This window comes from Kribbella sp. NPDC051587 (genome assembly GCF_044453945.1).
Taxonomy (GTDB): domain Bacteria; phylum Actinomycetota; class Actinomycetes; order Propionibacteriales; family Kribbellaceae; genus Kribbella.
This window is the reverse complement of sequence record NZ_JBITDE010000005.1, coordinates 340,006-353,766: the sequence shown is the minus strand read 5'-3', so window position 1 is coordinate 353,766 and position 13,761 is coordinate 340,006. Positions and strand designations below refer to the sequence as shown.

The 13,761-nt window shown below is 61.0% G+C and carries 9 protein-coding genes, 1 tRNA gene, 1 other RNA gene and 1 pseudogene; 8 read left to right on the top strand and 4 right to left on the bottom strand.

Features of this window, described 5'->3' with window-relative positions; translation table 11 throughout:
* Positions 1–24 precede the first annotated feature (24 nt).
* The 3 genes from ACIA49_RS20945 to ACIA49_RS20935 all read left to right on the top strand — a co-directional run bounded on the left by ACIA49_RS20945 (position 25) and on the right by ACIA49_RS20935 (position 3,713).
* Positions 25–2,457 carry a LuxR C-terminal-related transcriptional regulator gene (locus ACIA49_RS20945; RefSeq protein ID WP_396378858.1) on the top strand — a complete coding sequence of 811 codons (2,433 nt, stop codon included), beginning with the start codon at positions 25–27 and terminating at the stop codon, positions 2,455–2,457.
* 4 nt (positions 2,458–2,461) lie between these two features.
* On the top strand, positions 2,462–2,968 hold the full coding sequence (locus ACIA49_RS20940) for a DinB family protein (protein WP_396378857.1): 507 nt from the start codon (positions 2,462–2,464) through the stop codon (positions 2,966–2,968).
* A gap of 157 nt (positions 2,969–3,125) precedes the next feature.
* Entirely contained in the window at positions 3,126–3,713 is a 588-nt protein-coding gene (locus ACIA49_RS20935) for a PQQ-binding-like beta-propeller repeat protein (RefSeq protein ID WP_396379040.1), read from the top strand.
* Between the two features lie 410 nt (positions 3,714–4,123).
* Here ACIA49_RS20935 and ACIA49_RS20930 read toward each other — a convergent pair whose 3' ends face one another.
* Positions 4,124–5,227 (bottom strand): CHAT domain-containing protein, encoded by a 1,104-nt coding sequence (locus ACIA49_RS20930; RefSeq protein ID WP_396378856.1) that lies wholly within the window; start codon positions 5,225–5,227, stop codon positions 4,124–4,126.
* Positions 5,224–5,754 (bottom strand): hypothetical protein, encoded by a 531-nt coding sequence (locus ACIA49_RS20925; RefSeq protein ID WP_396378855.1) that lies wholly within the window; start codon positions 5,752–5,754, stop codon positions 5,224–5,226. The genes ACIA49_RS20930 and ACIA49_RS20925 overlap by 4 nt, the downstream gene beginning before the upstream one ends.
* A gap of 249 nt (positions 5,755–6,003) precedes the next feature.
* On the opposite strand from ACIA49_RS20925, the gene ACIA49_RS20920 reads away from it, so the two are divergent.
* The 3 genes and pseudogenes from ACIA49_RS20920 to ACIA49_RS20910 form a co-directional block, all read left to right on the top strand.
* The gene (locus ACIA49_RS20920) at positions 6,004–6,222 is read left to right on the top strand and encodes a hypothetical protein (RefSeq protein WP_396378854.1); all 219 of its coding nucleotides are present in this window, start codon (positions 6,004–6,006) and stop codon (positions 6,220–6,222) included.
* A gap of 1,083 nt (positions 6,223–7,305) precedes the next feature.
* On the top strand, positions 7,306–11,193 hold the full coding sequence (locus tag ACIA49_RS20915) for an SIR2 family protein (protein ID WP_396378853.1): 3,888 nt from the start codon (positions 7,306–7,308) through the stop codon (positions 11,191–11,193).
* Positions 11,194–11,403: 210 nt separating this feature from the next.
* Positions 11,404–11,664: pseudogene (locus ACIA49_RS20910) on the top strand (tyrosine-type recombinase/integrase); the annotation flags it as partial.
* A 157-nt stretch (positions 11,665–11,821) separates the two neighbouring features.
* Here the strand turns inward: ACIA49_RS20910 and ACIA49_RS20905 are convergent.
* A tRNA-Ser gene (locus ACIA49_RS20905) sits at positions 11,822–11,909 on the bottom strand.
* Positions 11,910–12,133: 224 nt separating this feature from the next.
* On the opposite strand from ACIA49_RS20905, the gene ACIA49_RS20900 reads away from it, so the two are divergent.
* Entirely contained in the window at positions 12,134–12,760 is a 627-nt protein-coding gene (locus ACIA49_RS20900) for a CatB-related O-acetyltransferase (RefSeq protein ID WP_396378852.1), read from the top strand.
* Here ACIA49_RS20900 and ACIA49_RS20895 read toward each other — a convergent pair.
* Entirely contained in the window at positions 12,749–13,558 is an 810-nt protein-coding gene (locus tag ACIA49_RS20895) for a TIGR03620 family F420-dependent LLM class oxidoreductase (RefSeq protein WP_396378851.1), read from the bottom strand. The two genes, ACIA49_RS20900 and ACIA49_RS20895, sit on opposite strands and share 12 nt — an antisense overlap.
* Positions 13,559–13,664: 106 nt before the next feature.
* Between ACIA49_RS20895 and ffs the strand changes: the two genes are divergently transcribed.
* Positions 13,665–13,761: signal recognition particle sRNA small type (ffs, locus tag ACIA49_RS20890), an RNA gene on the top strand.

The following is a 13,761-nucleotide window of genomic DNA, read 5'->3' as shown; positions in this document are numbered from 1 at the left end:
TGATTCGGCCTCTAGACTCGCAGTGTGTCCGGGCTGATTGACCGCCATGACCTGGTCGCCGCGCTCGACCATGCGGTGACGAAGAAGGTGACGGTCCTCGCTGCGCCTGCGGGCAGCGGGAAGACGTCGGTACTGCGGCTGTGGGCCGACCGTGCGGAGCAGAACCACCGGATTGCCTTCGTGACGCTGCAGCCCGGTCAGGACGCGCACCTGTTCTGGTTCGCCGTACTGAGTGCGATCAGGGCCGCCTGCGGTGGGGAGCCGCCGTTCGCGGCACCTGGGTGCAACGGGCACGACAAGGTGCTCTCTGAGGTCAATGCGATCGAAGGCCCGTTCGTTCTGGTCATAGACGACGCACACGAGCTCAGCTCGGCAGAGGACCTGGCTGAGCTGCTCGCCGACCTCCCGCCCCTCGCACACGCGATCGTTGCCACTCGGGGTGAGCTGCCGCTGCACCTGCACAAGCTGCGGCTGGCTGGGCAGTTGGCTGAGATCCGAAGCCCGCAGCTGCGCTTCACTGTCGCGGAGACGCGGGAGCTCCTGGCTGCGGCGGGGATCACGCTGCCTGATCGGCTCGTCGACCTGCTGCACCAGCGCACTGAGGGCTGGGCGGCCGGATTGCGGCTCGCGGTGCTGTCGCTGGCCGGGCATCCGGATCCCGAGCGGTTCGTGACCGAGTTCTCCGGTAGCGATCGGACTGTGGCCGAGTATCTGATGGCCGAGATGCTGGAGCGGCAGCGTCCCGACGTGCAGCGGCTCTTGCTGCGCACGTCTCTGCTGGACAGAGTCAACGGCGAGCTGGCTGATCTGCTCACCGGTGCGGTCGGGGCGGAGCGCATATTGCTGGATCTGGAGGAGGCGAACGCGTTTGTCGTCTCACTCGATCCGGAGCGGACGTGGTTTCGCTATCACCATCTGTTCGCGGGACTGCTGCGGCTGGAGTTACGCCGTACACAGGCCGACGAGATCCCTGCCCTGCATCGGCTCGCCGCTGGGTGGTTCACGGAGCACGGGCAGCCGGCCGACGCCATCCGACACCTCCAGGCAGCTGGCGACTGGGCTGAGGCGACGCGCCTGCTGACTGAGCACGCTCTCGGTCTGACACTCGACGGGCAGGGGTCGCTTGTCCGGACGCTCCTGCACGCCTTTCCTGCTCCCGGTGATTCGCTCGCGCTTGTCTACGCCATCGATGAGCTCGGCACCCTGCGCCTCGATGAGGCTGCCGCCCACCTTGAGGTTGCCCGCCTGAGGGGTGAGCACGAGATGCTGCTCACGGCGCTGGACCTGCTGCTGGCCAGACTGCGTGGTCATTTCGACTGTGTCGTGGCGCAGGACGGCGTCCAACCGTTCGCCGACCCCGCTCTGCGCGCCATGGTCCTGCTGAACCTCGGTGTCACCGAGGCGTGGTCGCAGCGGCTCGCCGACGCCGAACGCCACCTGCTGGAGGGCGCGGCGCTCGCCCGCGACCTCAACCGTCCTTACCTCGAGGTGTCTTGTCTCGCGTATCTCGGGTTTGCCTCCACTGGACGGTCCCTCGCGCTGGCCCGGCAACGCTGCGAGGAGGCGATTGCCTTCGCTGCTCGACATGGCTGGGACACGGAGGCGGTGGCCGCGCCCGCCCACGCCACCCTGGCCTGGGTACTCGTCCAGACCGGCGAGTTCGACCAAGCGTCGTACCGGCTTGAACAGGTCCACCAGACCGACACTGAACCCGGCGTGCAGCTCCTCGTGTACGTGGTCTCGGCACTCGTCGCGGCCGCGCGCGGTCACCACTACGACGCTCTGACCGACTTCGCCGCCGCGCGCAAGGTCCAGGCGAGCATGGCGGGTGAGCACACCCTGTCCACCCAGGTGACCGCCTGGGCGATCGCCACTCAAGCTCGCGCTGGCATGCTCGACCAGGCTCGTACGGCGCTCGCTACCGCCGGTGACCTCCCCACTGCGGCAGCAGCTCTTGGTTTGATGGAAGGCAACCCAGCTCCCGCCGCTGTTGCCGGAGGCGACACCCTGACTCGGGTCGAAGCCCACCTGCTGACAGCCCTCGCCTACTGCGACCTGGACGACAAACGCAGCGCCACCACTGCTCTGGAACAGGCCCTGGACCTGGCGGAGCCAGACCGTCTGATCCTCCCGTTCGCCATCACCGGCGCCTGGCAGCTACTTGAGGCGCTACCAGCCTGGGACACCAAGCACGCGGCCCTCGTCACTGCCATCCTCGACGCCGTCCGCAACAACACTCCATCAGCCCCGGTGGATCCACTCAGCCCCAGTGAGCTCCGTGTCCTCCGCTACCTGCCCACGAACCTCACTCGCCCCGAGATCGCGGCCGACCTCCTGCTCTCCCTCAACACGGTCAACACCCATATCCGCCACATCTACGCGAAACTCAACGCCAGCGACCGCAATACCGCCGTACAGGAAGCTCGTGCTCAAGGCCTTCTGTCCCGGATACGTTGACCACATGGTGTTCACCTCGTCTGTAGAGAGAACCTCGCCGGACCGCCTGGCCGACGAGCGCGACGCGCTCACCCAGCAGCTCGACTTCCACCGCGCCACCCTGCTGCGCAAGCTGGACGGCCTCGACGACGAGGCGCTCCGCCGCCCCATGACAGCCTCCGGCCTCAGCCTGCTCGGCCTGGTCAAACACCTCGCCGACACCGAGCACAGCTGGTTCATCAAGATCTACGGCGGCTCCACCGAGCCAGACCTGTACGCCGGCGACCGCGAGGCGGAGTTCCGCGCCGAACCCGGCGAGACGACGGACGAGCTGGTCACCCAGTACCTGCAGGTCTGCGAGCGAGCCCGCTCAGTAGTGGCCGCCGGTGACCTGAATGACGTAGTCACCACCCCCTGGGGCTCCGAAGCCAACCTACGCGCGATCCTGCTCCACATGACCCAGGAAACCGCCCGCCACAACGGCCACGCCGACATCATCCGCGAAGCCCTAGACGGCACCACCGGCCACTGACCCCATGACCAAGGGGCGGCTCCTAGACCGCGAACCGCCCCTCAGCGTGTTCTGCCCCCTGCGCGCGACCACGTCGTACATTGCCCAGTGGAAAGCTGGTCGGGTGGCCCTCCCAGGTCACCTCAGCGGGATCTAGGCCCCGCCGGACGGGAGAGTCATCCTCGCCGCTGCCGGTATCCGTGAGGGACGACTACACGACGCCCGGCATACAGTCCAGGCCTTCGACCCAGCCACCGGCATGACCCGCTGGAAGCAGTCCACCCCGGCTGTTGAGCCCGGTACGCCATTGGTGCACGACGGCTGCCTCTACTTGGCAGCAGGCCAGGGCTCTCACGTCTATGCCCTCGACGCCGCCACCGGCACGCATCGCTGGCAAGCGTGGCCCGACATCCAGAGTGTCAGCAGCATCAAAACAGCACCCGCCATCTACCGTGACACCCTGTACGTCGGTTCCCGCGACCATCGCCTCTACGCGCTCAACGCGACCACCGGCGAAACCCGATGGCACGTCACCACCGGCGGCGAAGTCGACTCCTCCCCGACAGTGACGGACGGCACCGTCTACTTCGGCAGCGCCGACGGTCACCTGTGGGCAGTGAGCGCGCAGAACGGCCAAGTGCGGTGGAAGGTACCGCTCGGCGCACACGTACAGACCCCCGTCGTCGCGGACGGCGTCGTCTACCTAGGCACCCAAGACGGCCACCTGTACGCCGTAGACGCAATCCCGGCCCCACGAACCAACTGAGCCGAAATGACTGAGGGGCGATTCCCGGTTGGGAACCGCCCCTCAGTGTGTTCTGCCCCTGCGCGTGACCACGTCGTACATTGCCCAGTGGAAAGCTGGTCGGGTGGCCGCTCGGAGAGTGGCGGAGGATACGAGATTCGAACTCGTGAGGGGTTGCCCCCAACACGCTTTCCAAGTCCCCGATTCGGAGTTCAGAGAGATCCCTCGAGGGGCACGGCAGCGTCGCCGAGCGACTTCAGAACTTCGCTGAACGTCCCCGAACGGGAGCGGATGAGACTAGTTTTAAGACTGCGCTCTTGCCCAGTCTTAGCTGCCGTCGACATCCTCACGGGACCGTCCCAGGAACGCGAAACTGCATCCGAGGTAACGACCGATCCGTGTAAACGCCAGACTAGTGAGCGCGCGAATGGCTATGGTCGTACCAAAATGATGCTGGAGAGGTCTACGTCGTCGCGACTTCGAGCCTCCGGCAAGTCCGAGCCTTCCAGTGAGGCCAAGTCCATAGCGACCCTGCCTTGCTCCAGGGCACTTCCGACGGATTGTGCCGATGCAATAGCCGAATAGAAGCGAGAGGCAAAAACTACCGCGCTTGAGTCGACAACACTGTCAGCCATTGCAACGACGATAGGGACCGTCTGCAGTAGATCATCGGCACCTGAGAGGCTATCGCAGGCATTTAGAACCAGCAGCGTAGGTGGAGTGTCGGTTGCTCCTAAGAGGCGCGCTAAGAGGTCGAATTCAAGATCTCTGCCGTCTTCGGAACCCATATCATCTTCCATTACCAGACCGAGCGAGCTGGCGTGCCCCGAGAAATGGACAACATGAGGGCGGTGTTCATTCAAACCATCCATGAGATCCGTACTTGTGGCAGCAGGGAGGTGCTGAAGATCCACCAGATCTCGGTACTTTGAAGCCTTTAAGAGGGCCTTAACTTGACGTACCTCCTGGTCCACACGGAGCCAGGTTCCGATCGTGTCGATGGTGCCATCGGGCCGAATCGACGTGGTCTCTACGGCCTCGGGGTTCGCGGTGAGATACAAGACGCGCAGAACTTCTGGCTGCGGTTCCTTTATCTCGATGTATCTCACTTCATGAGTAGTCTTTGCTAGTCGTGCCAAGTCGCGGGCATGGGCTTTCTCGCTCGCGCGTCGCTGAGTGTCTTTCCTGTCCCTGCTTGCTTGTTCGCGATCCTTTGTGTTTTGCTCCGATCTCTCGGCGCTTGTCAGTGATGTGCGCTTTGCCGCTATCGCTTTGTCGTTGTCGGCGATCTTCTTTTCGGTGTCGCCGGCCTTCTTCGTGGCGGCTACTTCCTTCTTGTCTTCTCTCTCTGCTGCGCTAGTGGCAGACCTTCTAGATATATCTGATCTGGCTCGGGCTGCTTCGTCACGTTTCTTGGATGCTGCCGACCGGGCCTTGCTGGCAGCCTCGCGATGCTTAGCCAGTTCGCTAGTGAGGCTGGATCCCTTCGCGATGAGCCTAGAGATCTCGGTGCGTAGAGTGTCGCTTCTGGTCATGTTTTCTCCCAAATAAAATTCCAATAACCCGAACTCGACAAGCCGAGCTCTCGATGCTCACGCTCGCTGGGGCGGCCAGACTTTGCAATAGCTGGGAGCAAGCAAGCAAAATCGGGCGGGCTGGCGGGTACGGGTACGGGTACGGGTACGGGTACGGATGACCTAGAGGTCTCCACGCTGCTGAGCCTCATTGATCGCGCGGTGTGCGCGGAGGTCAACATTGGCTCGTCCTTGACCCGCCAGAAACCGGTACTTGTGAAGTAAAACCCCATCTGCTTGAGGAAATTCTCTTCTAGAGTTCCTGCTTCTATAAGTATGGATTCCCATTTGGCATCGCCCAGTGGCTGAGTCAATGGGTCGATCTTTGCGTAAAACTTGAGACGCTTCTGCCAACTAGACCTTACGTAATAATCCCAGTTCTCCTGAGCGGCCACGCTCATAATCGAAGGATTGACAGGTTCGTTGAGTGCTAATACGCGGGCGCTCACATAAGCCAAAAGCTTAGTGAATCGATCCAGCACGGTCACGATGGCCGACTGGAATCTGTAGACATCAGACGCGGCAGCTCTGGAAAGACGAGGGCTGGATCTTTGCGAAGCGGACCGGTGAAGCTCTCAGCCCGAACATGGACTATCGGGAGTGGAAAGAGATCCTGGCGGCCGCCAGATTCGCGAAGGCCGGCTACATGACGCCCGGCACACCGCGGCCACTGTCTTGTTGCTGTTGAAGGTGCCCGAGCGGGCGGTGATGGACGTGATGGGCTGGTCTCATCAGCGATGGTGAAGCGGTACCAGCACATCACTGCGACGGTCCGCATGGACATCGCCAAGCGGGTCGGCGGGCTGCTCTGGCAGGAGCCCAAGAAGAAGAAGGGCAAGAAGGCCAAGGACAAGGCGGAGAAGAAGTCGAGGCGGCCGGACGAGGGCGACGGAGGGGCGAAATGCCCGCCTGAGTGGCCCGATGAGATTGGCGTTGAGACTAAGACTCAGACTTAAGCTGCAGAAGGGCCCGTCGCTGATGCGACCGGCCCTTCTCTGTTCAGCCCCTGCGAGTGCCGTACTGCGCTCTGACCAGCGGAAACACCGGTCGGTCGGCCGCTCGGAGAGTGGCGGAGGATGCGAGATTCGACCTCGTGAGGGGTTGCCCCCGACGCGTTTCCCAATCCCTCGATTCGGCGTTCAGCGCTATTCGCAACGGTCAGGAAAGGCGGAACTGGAGTGCCTTGGTACCTCGTTGAACGCCTCCGAACGGAGGTGGATGAGACTACGCATGGGCTATTTCTTTGAGTGTCCCTGCGCCCGCTAGCAGCAGACCCAGCGGTTCGCCAATCCGGTTCGGGCTGACCCGTCACCCCGAACGACGGCCAGGGCGTCTCCCGCCTGGGTACTCGCCCACTTGGACCGGTTCCGCGTCGTGAACAGGCGATTGAGCCGCGGCGAGATCGTAGTTACCCCGCTGTCGTCCCACGCGCCGGAGCTGAACGTCGACGGCCCCAGCATTCTGCTCCAACGCCTCGCCCCGTATTCGTTGAACGCGTGGAGCACCTCTCTCACATGCTGCCGCCTCCGTGCGAACCCCGCGGCCGTCTCCGCGGTGCTCAACTTTGAACCGATGCCAGCAAGATCTCGGCTTGAGAAGCAGCATCCGATGCGACCCAACGCTTCTGGCGAAGGCGCCAGTCGATACCCCAGCATCGTTCCTACATCGCCCGTAGCACCAGGCCAGGTTTGTAACGAATCACGCATCATTGCTGATGTACGAACGGGGACGTATTGTCATCGGCCTGAGACCTGAGCAGTGTCGGGCGAACAAGGGTCGATGTGGGGGGGAAAATGGAAGCGCCAAAAGAGTGGATCGATGACCTTCGGGATCGTGCCACGAAGGATCGCATAGTCCTAGTGTGTGGCACCGGAGTATCGGCCGCGCTCAGCGGCGGATCAAAGAACGCCACTTGGCGGACTCTCCTCAGTTCGGGCGTAAGCCATTTGGCGGAGGTTAACGCCGCGGTGGTTGATGAGGCTAAAGGAATGCACGCTCTCCTCAACATGAAAGAGGCAAGCACGCCTAGTCTAATTGCAGTGGCACAGTGGCTCCGCATGCACTTCCAGAGCCTTCCGGGTGGCGAATTTTCACGATGGCTAGAAGTGACCGTTGGCTCACTTACCTTAGACAAGAATGCACTAGAATTTATTGCCTCAACCAAGCTTCCGATCCTTACTACAAACTATGACGGGCTTCTTGAAGAATGTTCAGGTCGAGATTCTCTAAGCTGGCGCGATCAAGCGAAGATTGCCCGCTTCCATGATCGTCCCGAACAGTATATCTTTCATCTACATGGCCACTGGGACGATGCGGACTCTGTTATTCTTTCGGGCGACGATTATCAGAAGTTGGCCAGCGCGCCCGAGGTTTCACGGGTGTTTCAGCAAATTGTCGCAACGTATACACCGGTTTTCGTTGGATACGGAAATGGTTTGACCGATCCAAACTTCTCTGCTTTTGTGAAATGGTTTACTGAAAACTTTGATGCGACAGCACGGCGAATGTATGTACTTTGCCGGAACGCTAACGCCCCTCACCAGTTGGTTGGACGAGATAATCTCTACTACATTCCGTATGGTGAGACGCATGGGCACCTCCCTTCATTTCTAGAGTCGTTGCTGGCTCCTGAAGGTCAGGGTGGGGTAGGTGGCCAGGAAGACGTGAGGGTGGATACATCGGCCTCTCAGGCTGACCATCGCGAACAGCCTCTTGCCGAGTTGCCCCCTAGTTTGAAGGATGAGACGGCGCGGCAATTGGGTAGCGTGGAAAGCTGGGAAAAGTTTCAATCAGATGTTCTTTATGCCGAACGATCCGTCATCACCACGCGAGGTGCCGCCCTCATCAGTGCTGTGACCGGAACAGGAAAGACCACGCTCTCGCGAGCGGCAATGAACCTGGCAGTGGCGAGAGGCTATTCGGCGGTCATGATCGTACCAACGAAGGCCCTTGTCGCTCAAGAAGTGCGTGAATGGGACCGATGGATCGCTGCGTGGCTGGGAGAAGATCGTCAGGTTCGTGTCTATCCCGCGTCACGCGACTATCCCGAGAGCGATGCGCCAGTTTCACGAGGACGGTTCGATGTAGCCGTCGCAATCTACGAGAAGATCGCCGGATATCTTGCAGCGGGACAGCCAACGCTGAGCAAAACGGCAATTCTAGTAGTTGATGAATTGCAAACGCTCGTTGCAGACAAAGACAGGGCGACTAAACTCGAAAGCCTATTAACAATGGTCCGTCTTCTGCCGCCTGATTCCCGCCCTGCTATCGTCGGTCTATCTGCAACGCTATCCAGCGAATCGACCGACGTGCTTAGGCGTTGGCTTGACGTGCCAGATCATCATTTTCTTCAAAGTGTTTCACGATCGGTGCCGCTAGATGCATATGTGGTTGATTCGGCGCGGATGCGAAAACAGTCTGATGCGCACTTGTTTGGGTTGGGTAATAGCGATGTTGTGCCACCACCATGGGAAGATGTAGAGCACAGTCTCTTGCCTCCATCTGGCGGACCAAATATCACGGTAAAAGGATTGAGTACAGCATCTTTAGCTGTGGCGCTCGTTACTAAATTGCTCGTGGACGACCCAGAACGGAGACTTATTGTTTTCGTGCCTGGCAGGACTGCGGCAGAAGACATGGCTCTGGCGATCCAGCGAAGCTTAGATGGTCGGTTAGGGGTCCCGCCTCGAAAGCTCAGTCCCTGGATAGGGGGACGGTTCGCGGTGCCAAATACGGATCCGGAGCATGCGAAACGTCTTTTTGATGAACTCAAAGACTCTGACTTGCCGATGGTTGATAATGTCATTAGAGGGATGAGGCACGGAGTTGCGTATCACACAGCGCGTTTGCCTGCTCAACTGCGACGACGTTTAGAGGATGAATTTCGTAACTCGTCTGGGATTCTCCGTGTACTCGTCGCTACGGACACGTTGGCTCAAGGGGTAAACCTTCCAGCAGATACGGTCATCAACTGTGGCTTAGCTGCCTACGGATCAGATCGGCTTCTGACATTGGTATCGGCCGCTGAATTGGACAACAAGGCGGGTCGAGCTGGCCGTCGTGGATTAGCGGCCCGTGAACGAGGAGAATTTTACATACTGGTACCGAGTGAACGTGATCTTCAGGAGGTTCAGAATCTCACGGCCACAAGTGTTAAGACCTTCGCATCAATCGCAGGTGTATTCGAGCGTTTTGTGACAGGTCGCGATCGTACCCTTCGTGTAATTGGCCGTATACGCAGTCTCGATGATGTCGCCTTGTTGACACTGCATGTGCTTTGCTCAGACGGGTTCGGGCGACGAATGGAATCCCTTGAAGGTCGTGTCCAGAACGTAATTGCGAACCTTCTTGCTGCGCAGAGTGAAGAAGACGACTTGCCGTCTGCTCAACTTGTCATCGAGAGGCTGAGGGAGCTCAAGCTAATCTCGGGCGAGTCAGATGGGAAGCTGCGTTTGTCGAGGGTGGGGGAGGCCTTGGCTAGATCTGCTCTCTCACTGCAAAGCGCCTACGTACTAGAACAGTTGGCCCGTATTGCAGTGCAGGGTGCAGGGGACGTAGATATACTTTTCAATGCTTGTCGAAGTGCCGAGATTGACGGTGTTACCGCTTGGATCGGCCTGCCTAGTGTTCCAAGCAGGCACTATCCGTCCCTTAAAGAGAATATTCTTACGTACGCTACGGCCTATTGCGCTGACAATATTCAGAGACGCCGCGACTGTGCCCAATATTTCGCCCAAGAAAGGCATCCGCTACCGGTCGACTTGGTAGAGGAGGGGCAAATGGTAGTCTCACGAGAGCTTAAAGAAATGCTCGAGCGTGATGTGGAACTCATCGACGACAAGGATGCTACAGCTCTTTTGCGGGCATTGGTATCTTTTGAATGGAGTCGCGGAGTGCCGTTCGATCAGATGCGAGCGAGATTCTCCTCGGCGATCAGCTCTGATGAAGAACAGCGCGGAAAGGCGCGCGTTGAGATCAAGATTCATTACAGTGATGTGGAGCAACTGTGTGAGCAAATAGCTGGCGTGGTCCGCGGGTCATCCGCGATCTCGTTCTCGGAGAGTCATGACTGGTCGGCTAGAATTGCGTCGCTCGCCTTGCGAGTCGAAGTTGGGTTGCCGACTTGGCTAGCGCCGATAGCACGCATTCGTAACCCGCTACTCCATCGAAGTCGCCTTGCGAAATTGTGGAATGTTACGCCTCAGGTGGAACATCTATCCGCAGTTCTTGATCAGCCTGCACTAAAGGCCAGTCGCGGTATTTCAGATGTTCAACGAGAGGAATTGCGAGAGCTTCTCGATCGACGCGAACTAGAAGACGCACAGTACCGCCATCGGGTAGCACAAGAATGGGCTTCTGAATTAGTTCCCGGGCTGCTTGGATCCACCTTCGAAGACTTTGGTCAAGAGATGGAGGCGGCCGCTGACGGGCCGACGTATTCTCGCCTTCTTGCTGAACTTGCGGAGGGCTTAAGTATTGAGCCGTCGAATTCGGAGGTTTCTGCCGGATTTACGGGCCTGTGGTGGCGATTTGGTGCAGAGGTAATTCATTTTATAATTCCTGATGGCGAGCTTGGAGCTGAGGAGATCGATTCTGTCGCAGATAAAGACTGTGTCGTCCTCATCAGGCGCCGTCTGAGGACCAGCGGTAGCGTCGTTTTGTCACAGAGGCCAACCGTTGCTCGGTTCATCAGGCCCGAAGTCTTGCTCGAAGTAATTGCAAAGCTCGCGCAGGCACGCGGTGAGGGGCTCGATGGCGGCGAGGTGATGCAGCGCCTTCGTGCGCTCAAGGTGAGCGTATTAGACGCTGAGGACCTTGTGCTGAGCGTAGACCCGCCGGCAGCTCCACCGCCGTTCCTAGGTGCGGCGCCTTCGGTTCCGACGCGCGTAGATCCTCATCTGCCGGTCGATGAAGGTGACGCCGTCTAGTCTCACTGTCGCGCTGAGGCACCTGCCTGGTCACCAACAATTGGATCCCGGCAAGAGCCTTGCCGGTGAGGCGGAGGTCTGGCGGTCCCGAAGGCAAGACGCTCAAGTCCACCCTGTAGACCAAAGTGGGGTGAGTGACGGTGCTGTGCCCGCAGCCGAGCCGGGGGCTCGGGCGGACCGCAGGAGTTACGGGAGGGGCAGCTACACGATGCCCGGCACACGGCAGCGACTGTTCTGTTGCTGCTCGGTGCGCCTGAGAAGGCAGTGATGGATCTGATGGGCTGGTCCTCGTCCGCGATGGTGAAGCGGTACCAGTACATCACTCAGCAGATCCGCATGGACATCGCTGTGAGGGTCGGTGGCTGGGAGGTGGCGCCCAAGTCCAACAAGAGCAAGAAGCCCAAGAAGGCCAAACTGAGGCGGAAGGGCGAGGAGCCGGACGAGGGCGAGGCTGTCCGAGTGCCTGCCTGAGTGGCCTGTTGAGACTGGCGTTGAGACTAAGACTGAGACCAAAGCTGAAGAAGGGCCGGTCACCTAGGTGACCGGCCCTTCCTTTGTTCAGCCCCTGACCGTGACCACATAACGCTCTGACCAGCGGAAACACCGGTCGGGTGGCCACTCGGCAGAGTGGCGGAGGATACGAGATTCGAACTCGTGAGGGGTTGCCCCCAACACGCTTTCCAAGCGTGCGCCCTAGGCCTCTAGGCGAATCCTCCAAGCGGAGAGAATACGCGAGGAGGACTTGGTTGTGGAAATCGGGGCACCAAGCTGATCCCAGGTCACGTCGGATCGCTGCTCCTGTACGTCGACTGGGTCACCGGGCCGGACCGCCACCACCCACTAACTCTGCGCGCTCACGCTCAGCATGGCCTGGGCGAGCGGCCCGGAGCGGGGTTGGTGGGTGATACACGTCCGCAGGAGCCTTCATTAGGGTCGGTTTATGGGTGCTCCTGATCCGAATGTCGTTCATCCGATGGCTGGGGTTGAGCGGGTGGTGTTGCTGAAGGCGGTGGTGTCGTCGCCGTTGATCGAGGTGGGGGACTACTCGTACTACGACGATCCGGTGGAGCCGGCGGCGTTCGAGACGAGCAATGTGCTGTACCACTACGGGCCGGAGCGGTTGCGGATCGGGAAGTACTGCGCGCTGGGTGAGGGGACGACGTTCATCATGAACGGTGCCAACCACCGGATGAACGGGCCGTCGACGTTCCCGTTTCCGATCATGGGTGGGGCGTGGGCGGAGCACTTCGACCTCATCACCGGGCTTCCGGGGCGGGGGGACACGGTGGTCGGGAACGACGTGTGGTTCGGGTATCGGAGTCTGGTGATGCCGGGGGTGACGATCGGTAATGGGGCGATCATCGCGTCCGGGGCGGCCGTCGTGGACGACGTACCGCCGTACGGGGTTGTCGGTGGGAACCCGGCGAAGCTCATTCGCCGGCGGTTCCCGGATGCGGACGTGGAGCGGCTGCTGCGGGTCGCGTGGTGGGACTGGCCGGTCGAGAAGGTCACTGCGAACGTGCGCGCGATCATGGCCGGCCAGATCGACGACCTGTCAGTCGAGTAGGACGGGGGCTAGCGCGCGCCACTGGTCGATGGGCTGCGGACCGGTGATGCCGGTGATCACGTTGATGGCGACGTGGTCGGCCCCGGCGGTGTGGTGTTCGGACAGCTTGGCCTTGATGTCGGCTGGGGAGCCCCAGGCGGCCAGTGCGTCGACCATGTGGTCCGGCAGCTCGGCCTGGTCGGCTTTGCTGAACCCCTGGCGTTCCAGCGAGGCCGCGTACCCGGGGATCGTCGGGAAGAAGCTGATGGTGTCCCGTGCGATCGCGCGGGCCTTCTCGGCGTCTGACTCCAGTACGACGAGGTGGCTCACTGCGAGCAGCTTGTCCGGCCCGACCACCCGCCGTGCCTCTGCTGTGTACGCCGGGGTGATCAGGAACGGGTAGGCGCCGGCGGAGTGGTCGCGGGCGAGCCCCAGCATCCGCGGACCGAGCGCTGCGAGCACCCGGTGCTCGACGGGGACCTCAAGCTCTTCCAGGTACGCCGTGAGGCGTTCGATCGGCCGTGGGCCGTGTGCACCGCCCAGCCCGACGGTGAAGCGGCCGCTCGACTCCAGAGCGGCGTACGTCGCTGCTACGTCGGCGGCCGGATACGTGACGATCGCCAGGACGCCGCTGATGAACTTGATCGAGTTCGTCGCGCCGATCAGGTCGGTGATCGTCTGCAGGCCGGGGAGTGGGCCTCCGGACAGCCAGATCGCCGGGTAGCCGAGTTCTTCGGCGGCCTGCGCGGCCGCGAGTGAGTGGGGGCTGCTGTCCAGTCCGGTCGCGATTCCGAACCGGCCGAATTGATGATCCGTCACGTAGTCAGCGTGCGCCGGGGGTCGGGCAACGCGCCAGCGTGTTCGCTGACAGCGTGCGGCGGATGGGCCGATTCCCGGTCGGCGGTCCGGATCCCGTACACTCGTCCTCGGTTCCCCGCGTGGCGGTATCTCGCCCAACTCCCCCAGGGCCGGAAGGCAGCAAGGGTAAGTGAGCTCTTCCGGGTGCGCGGGGAATCCTTATG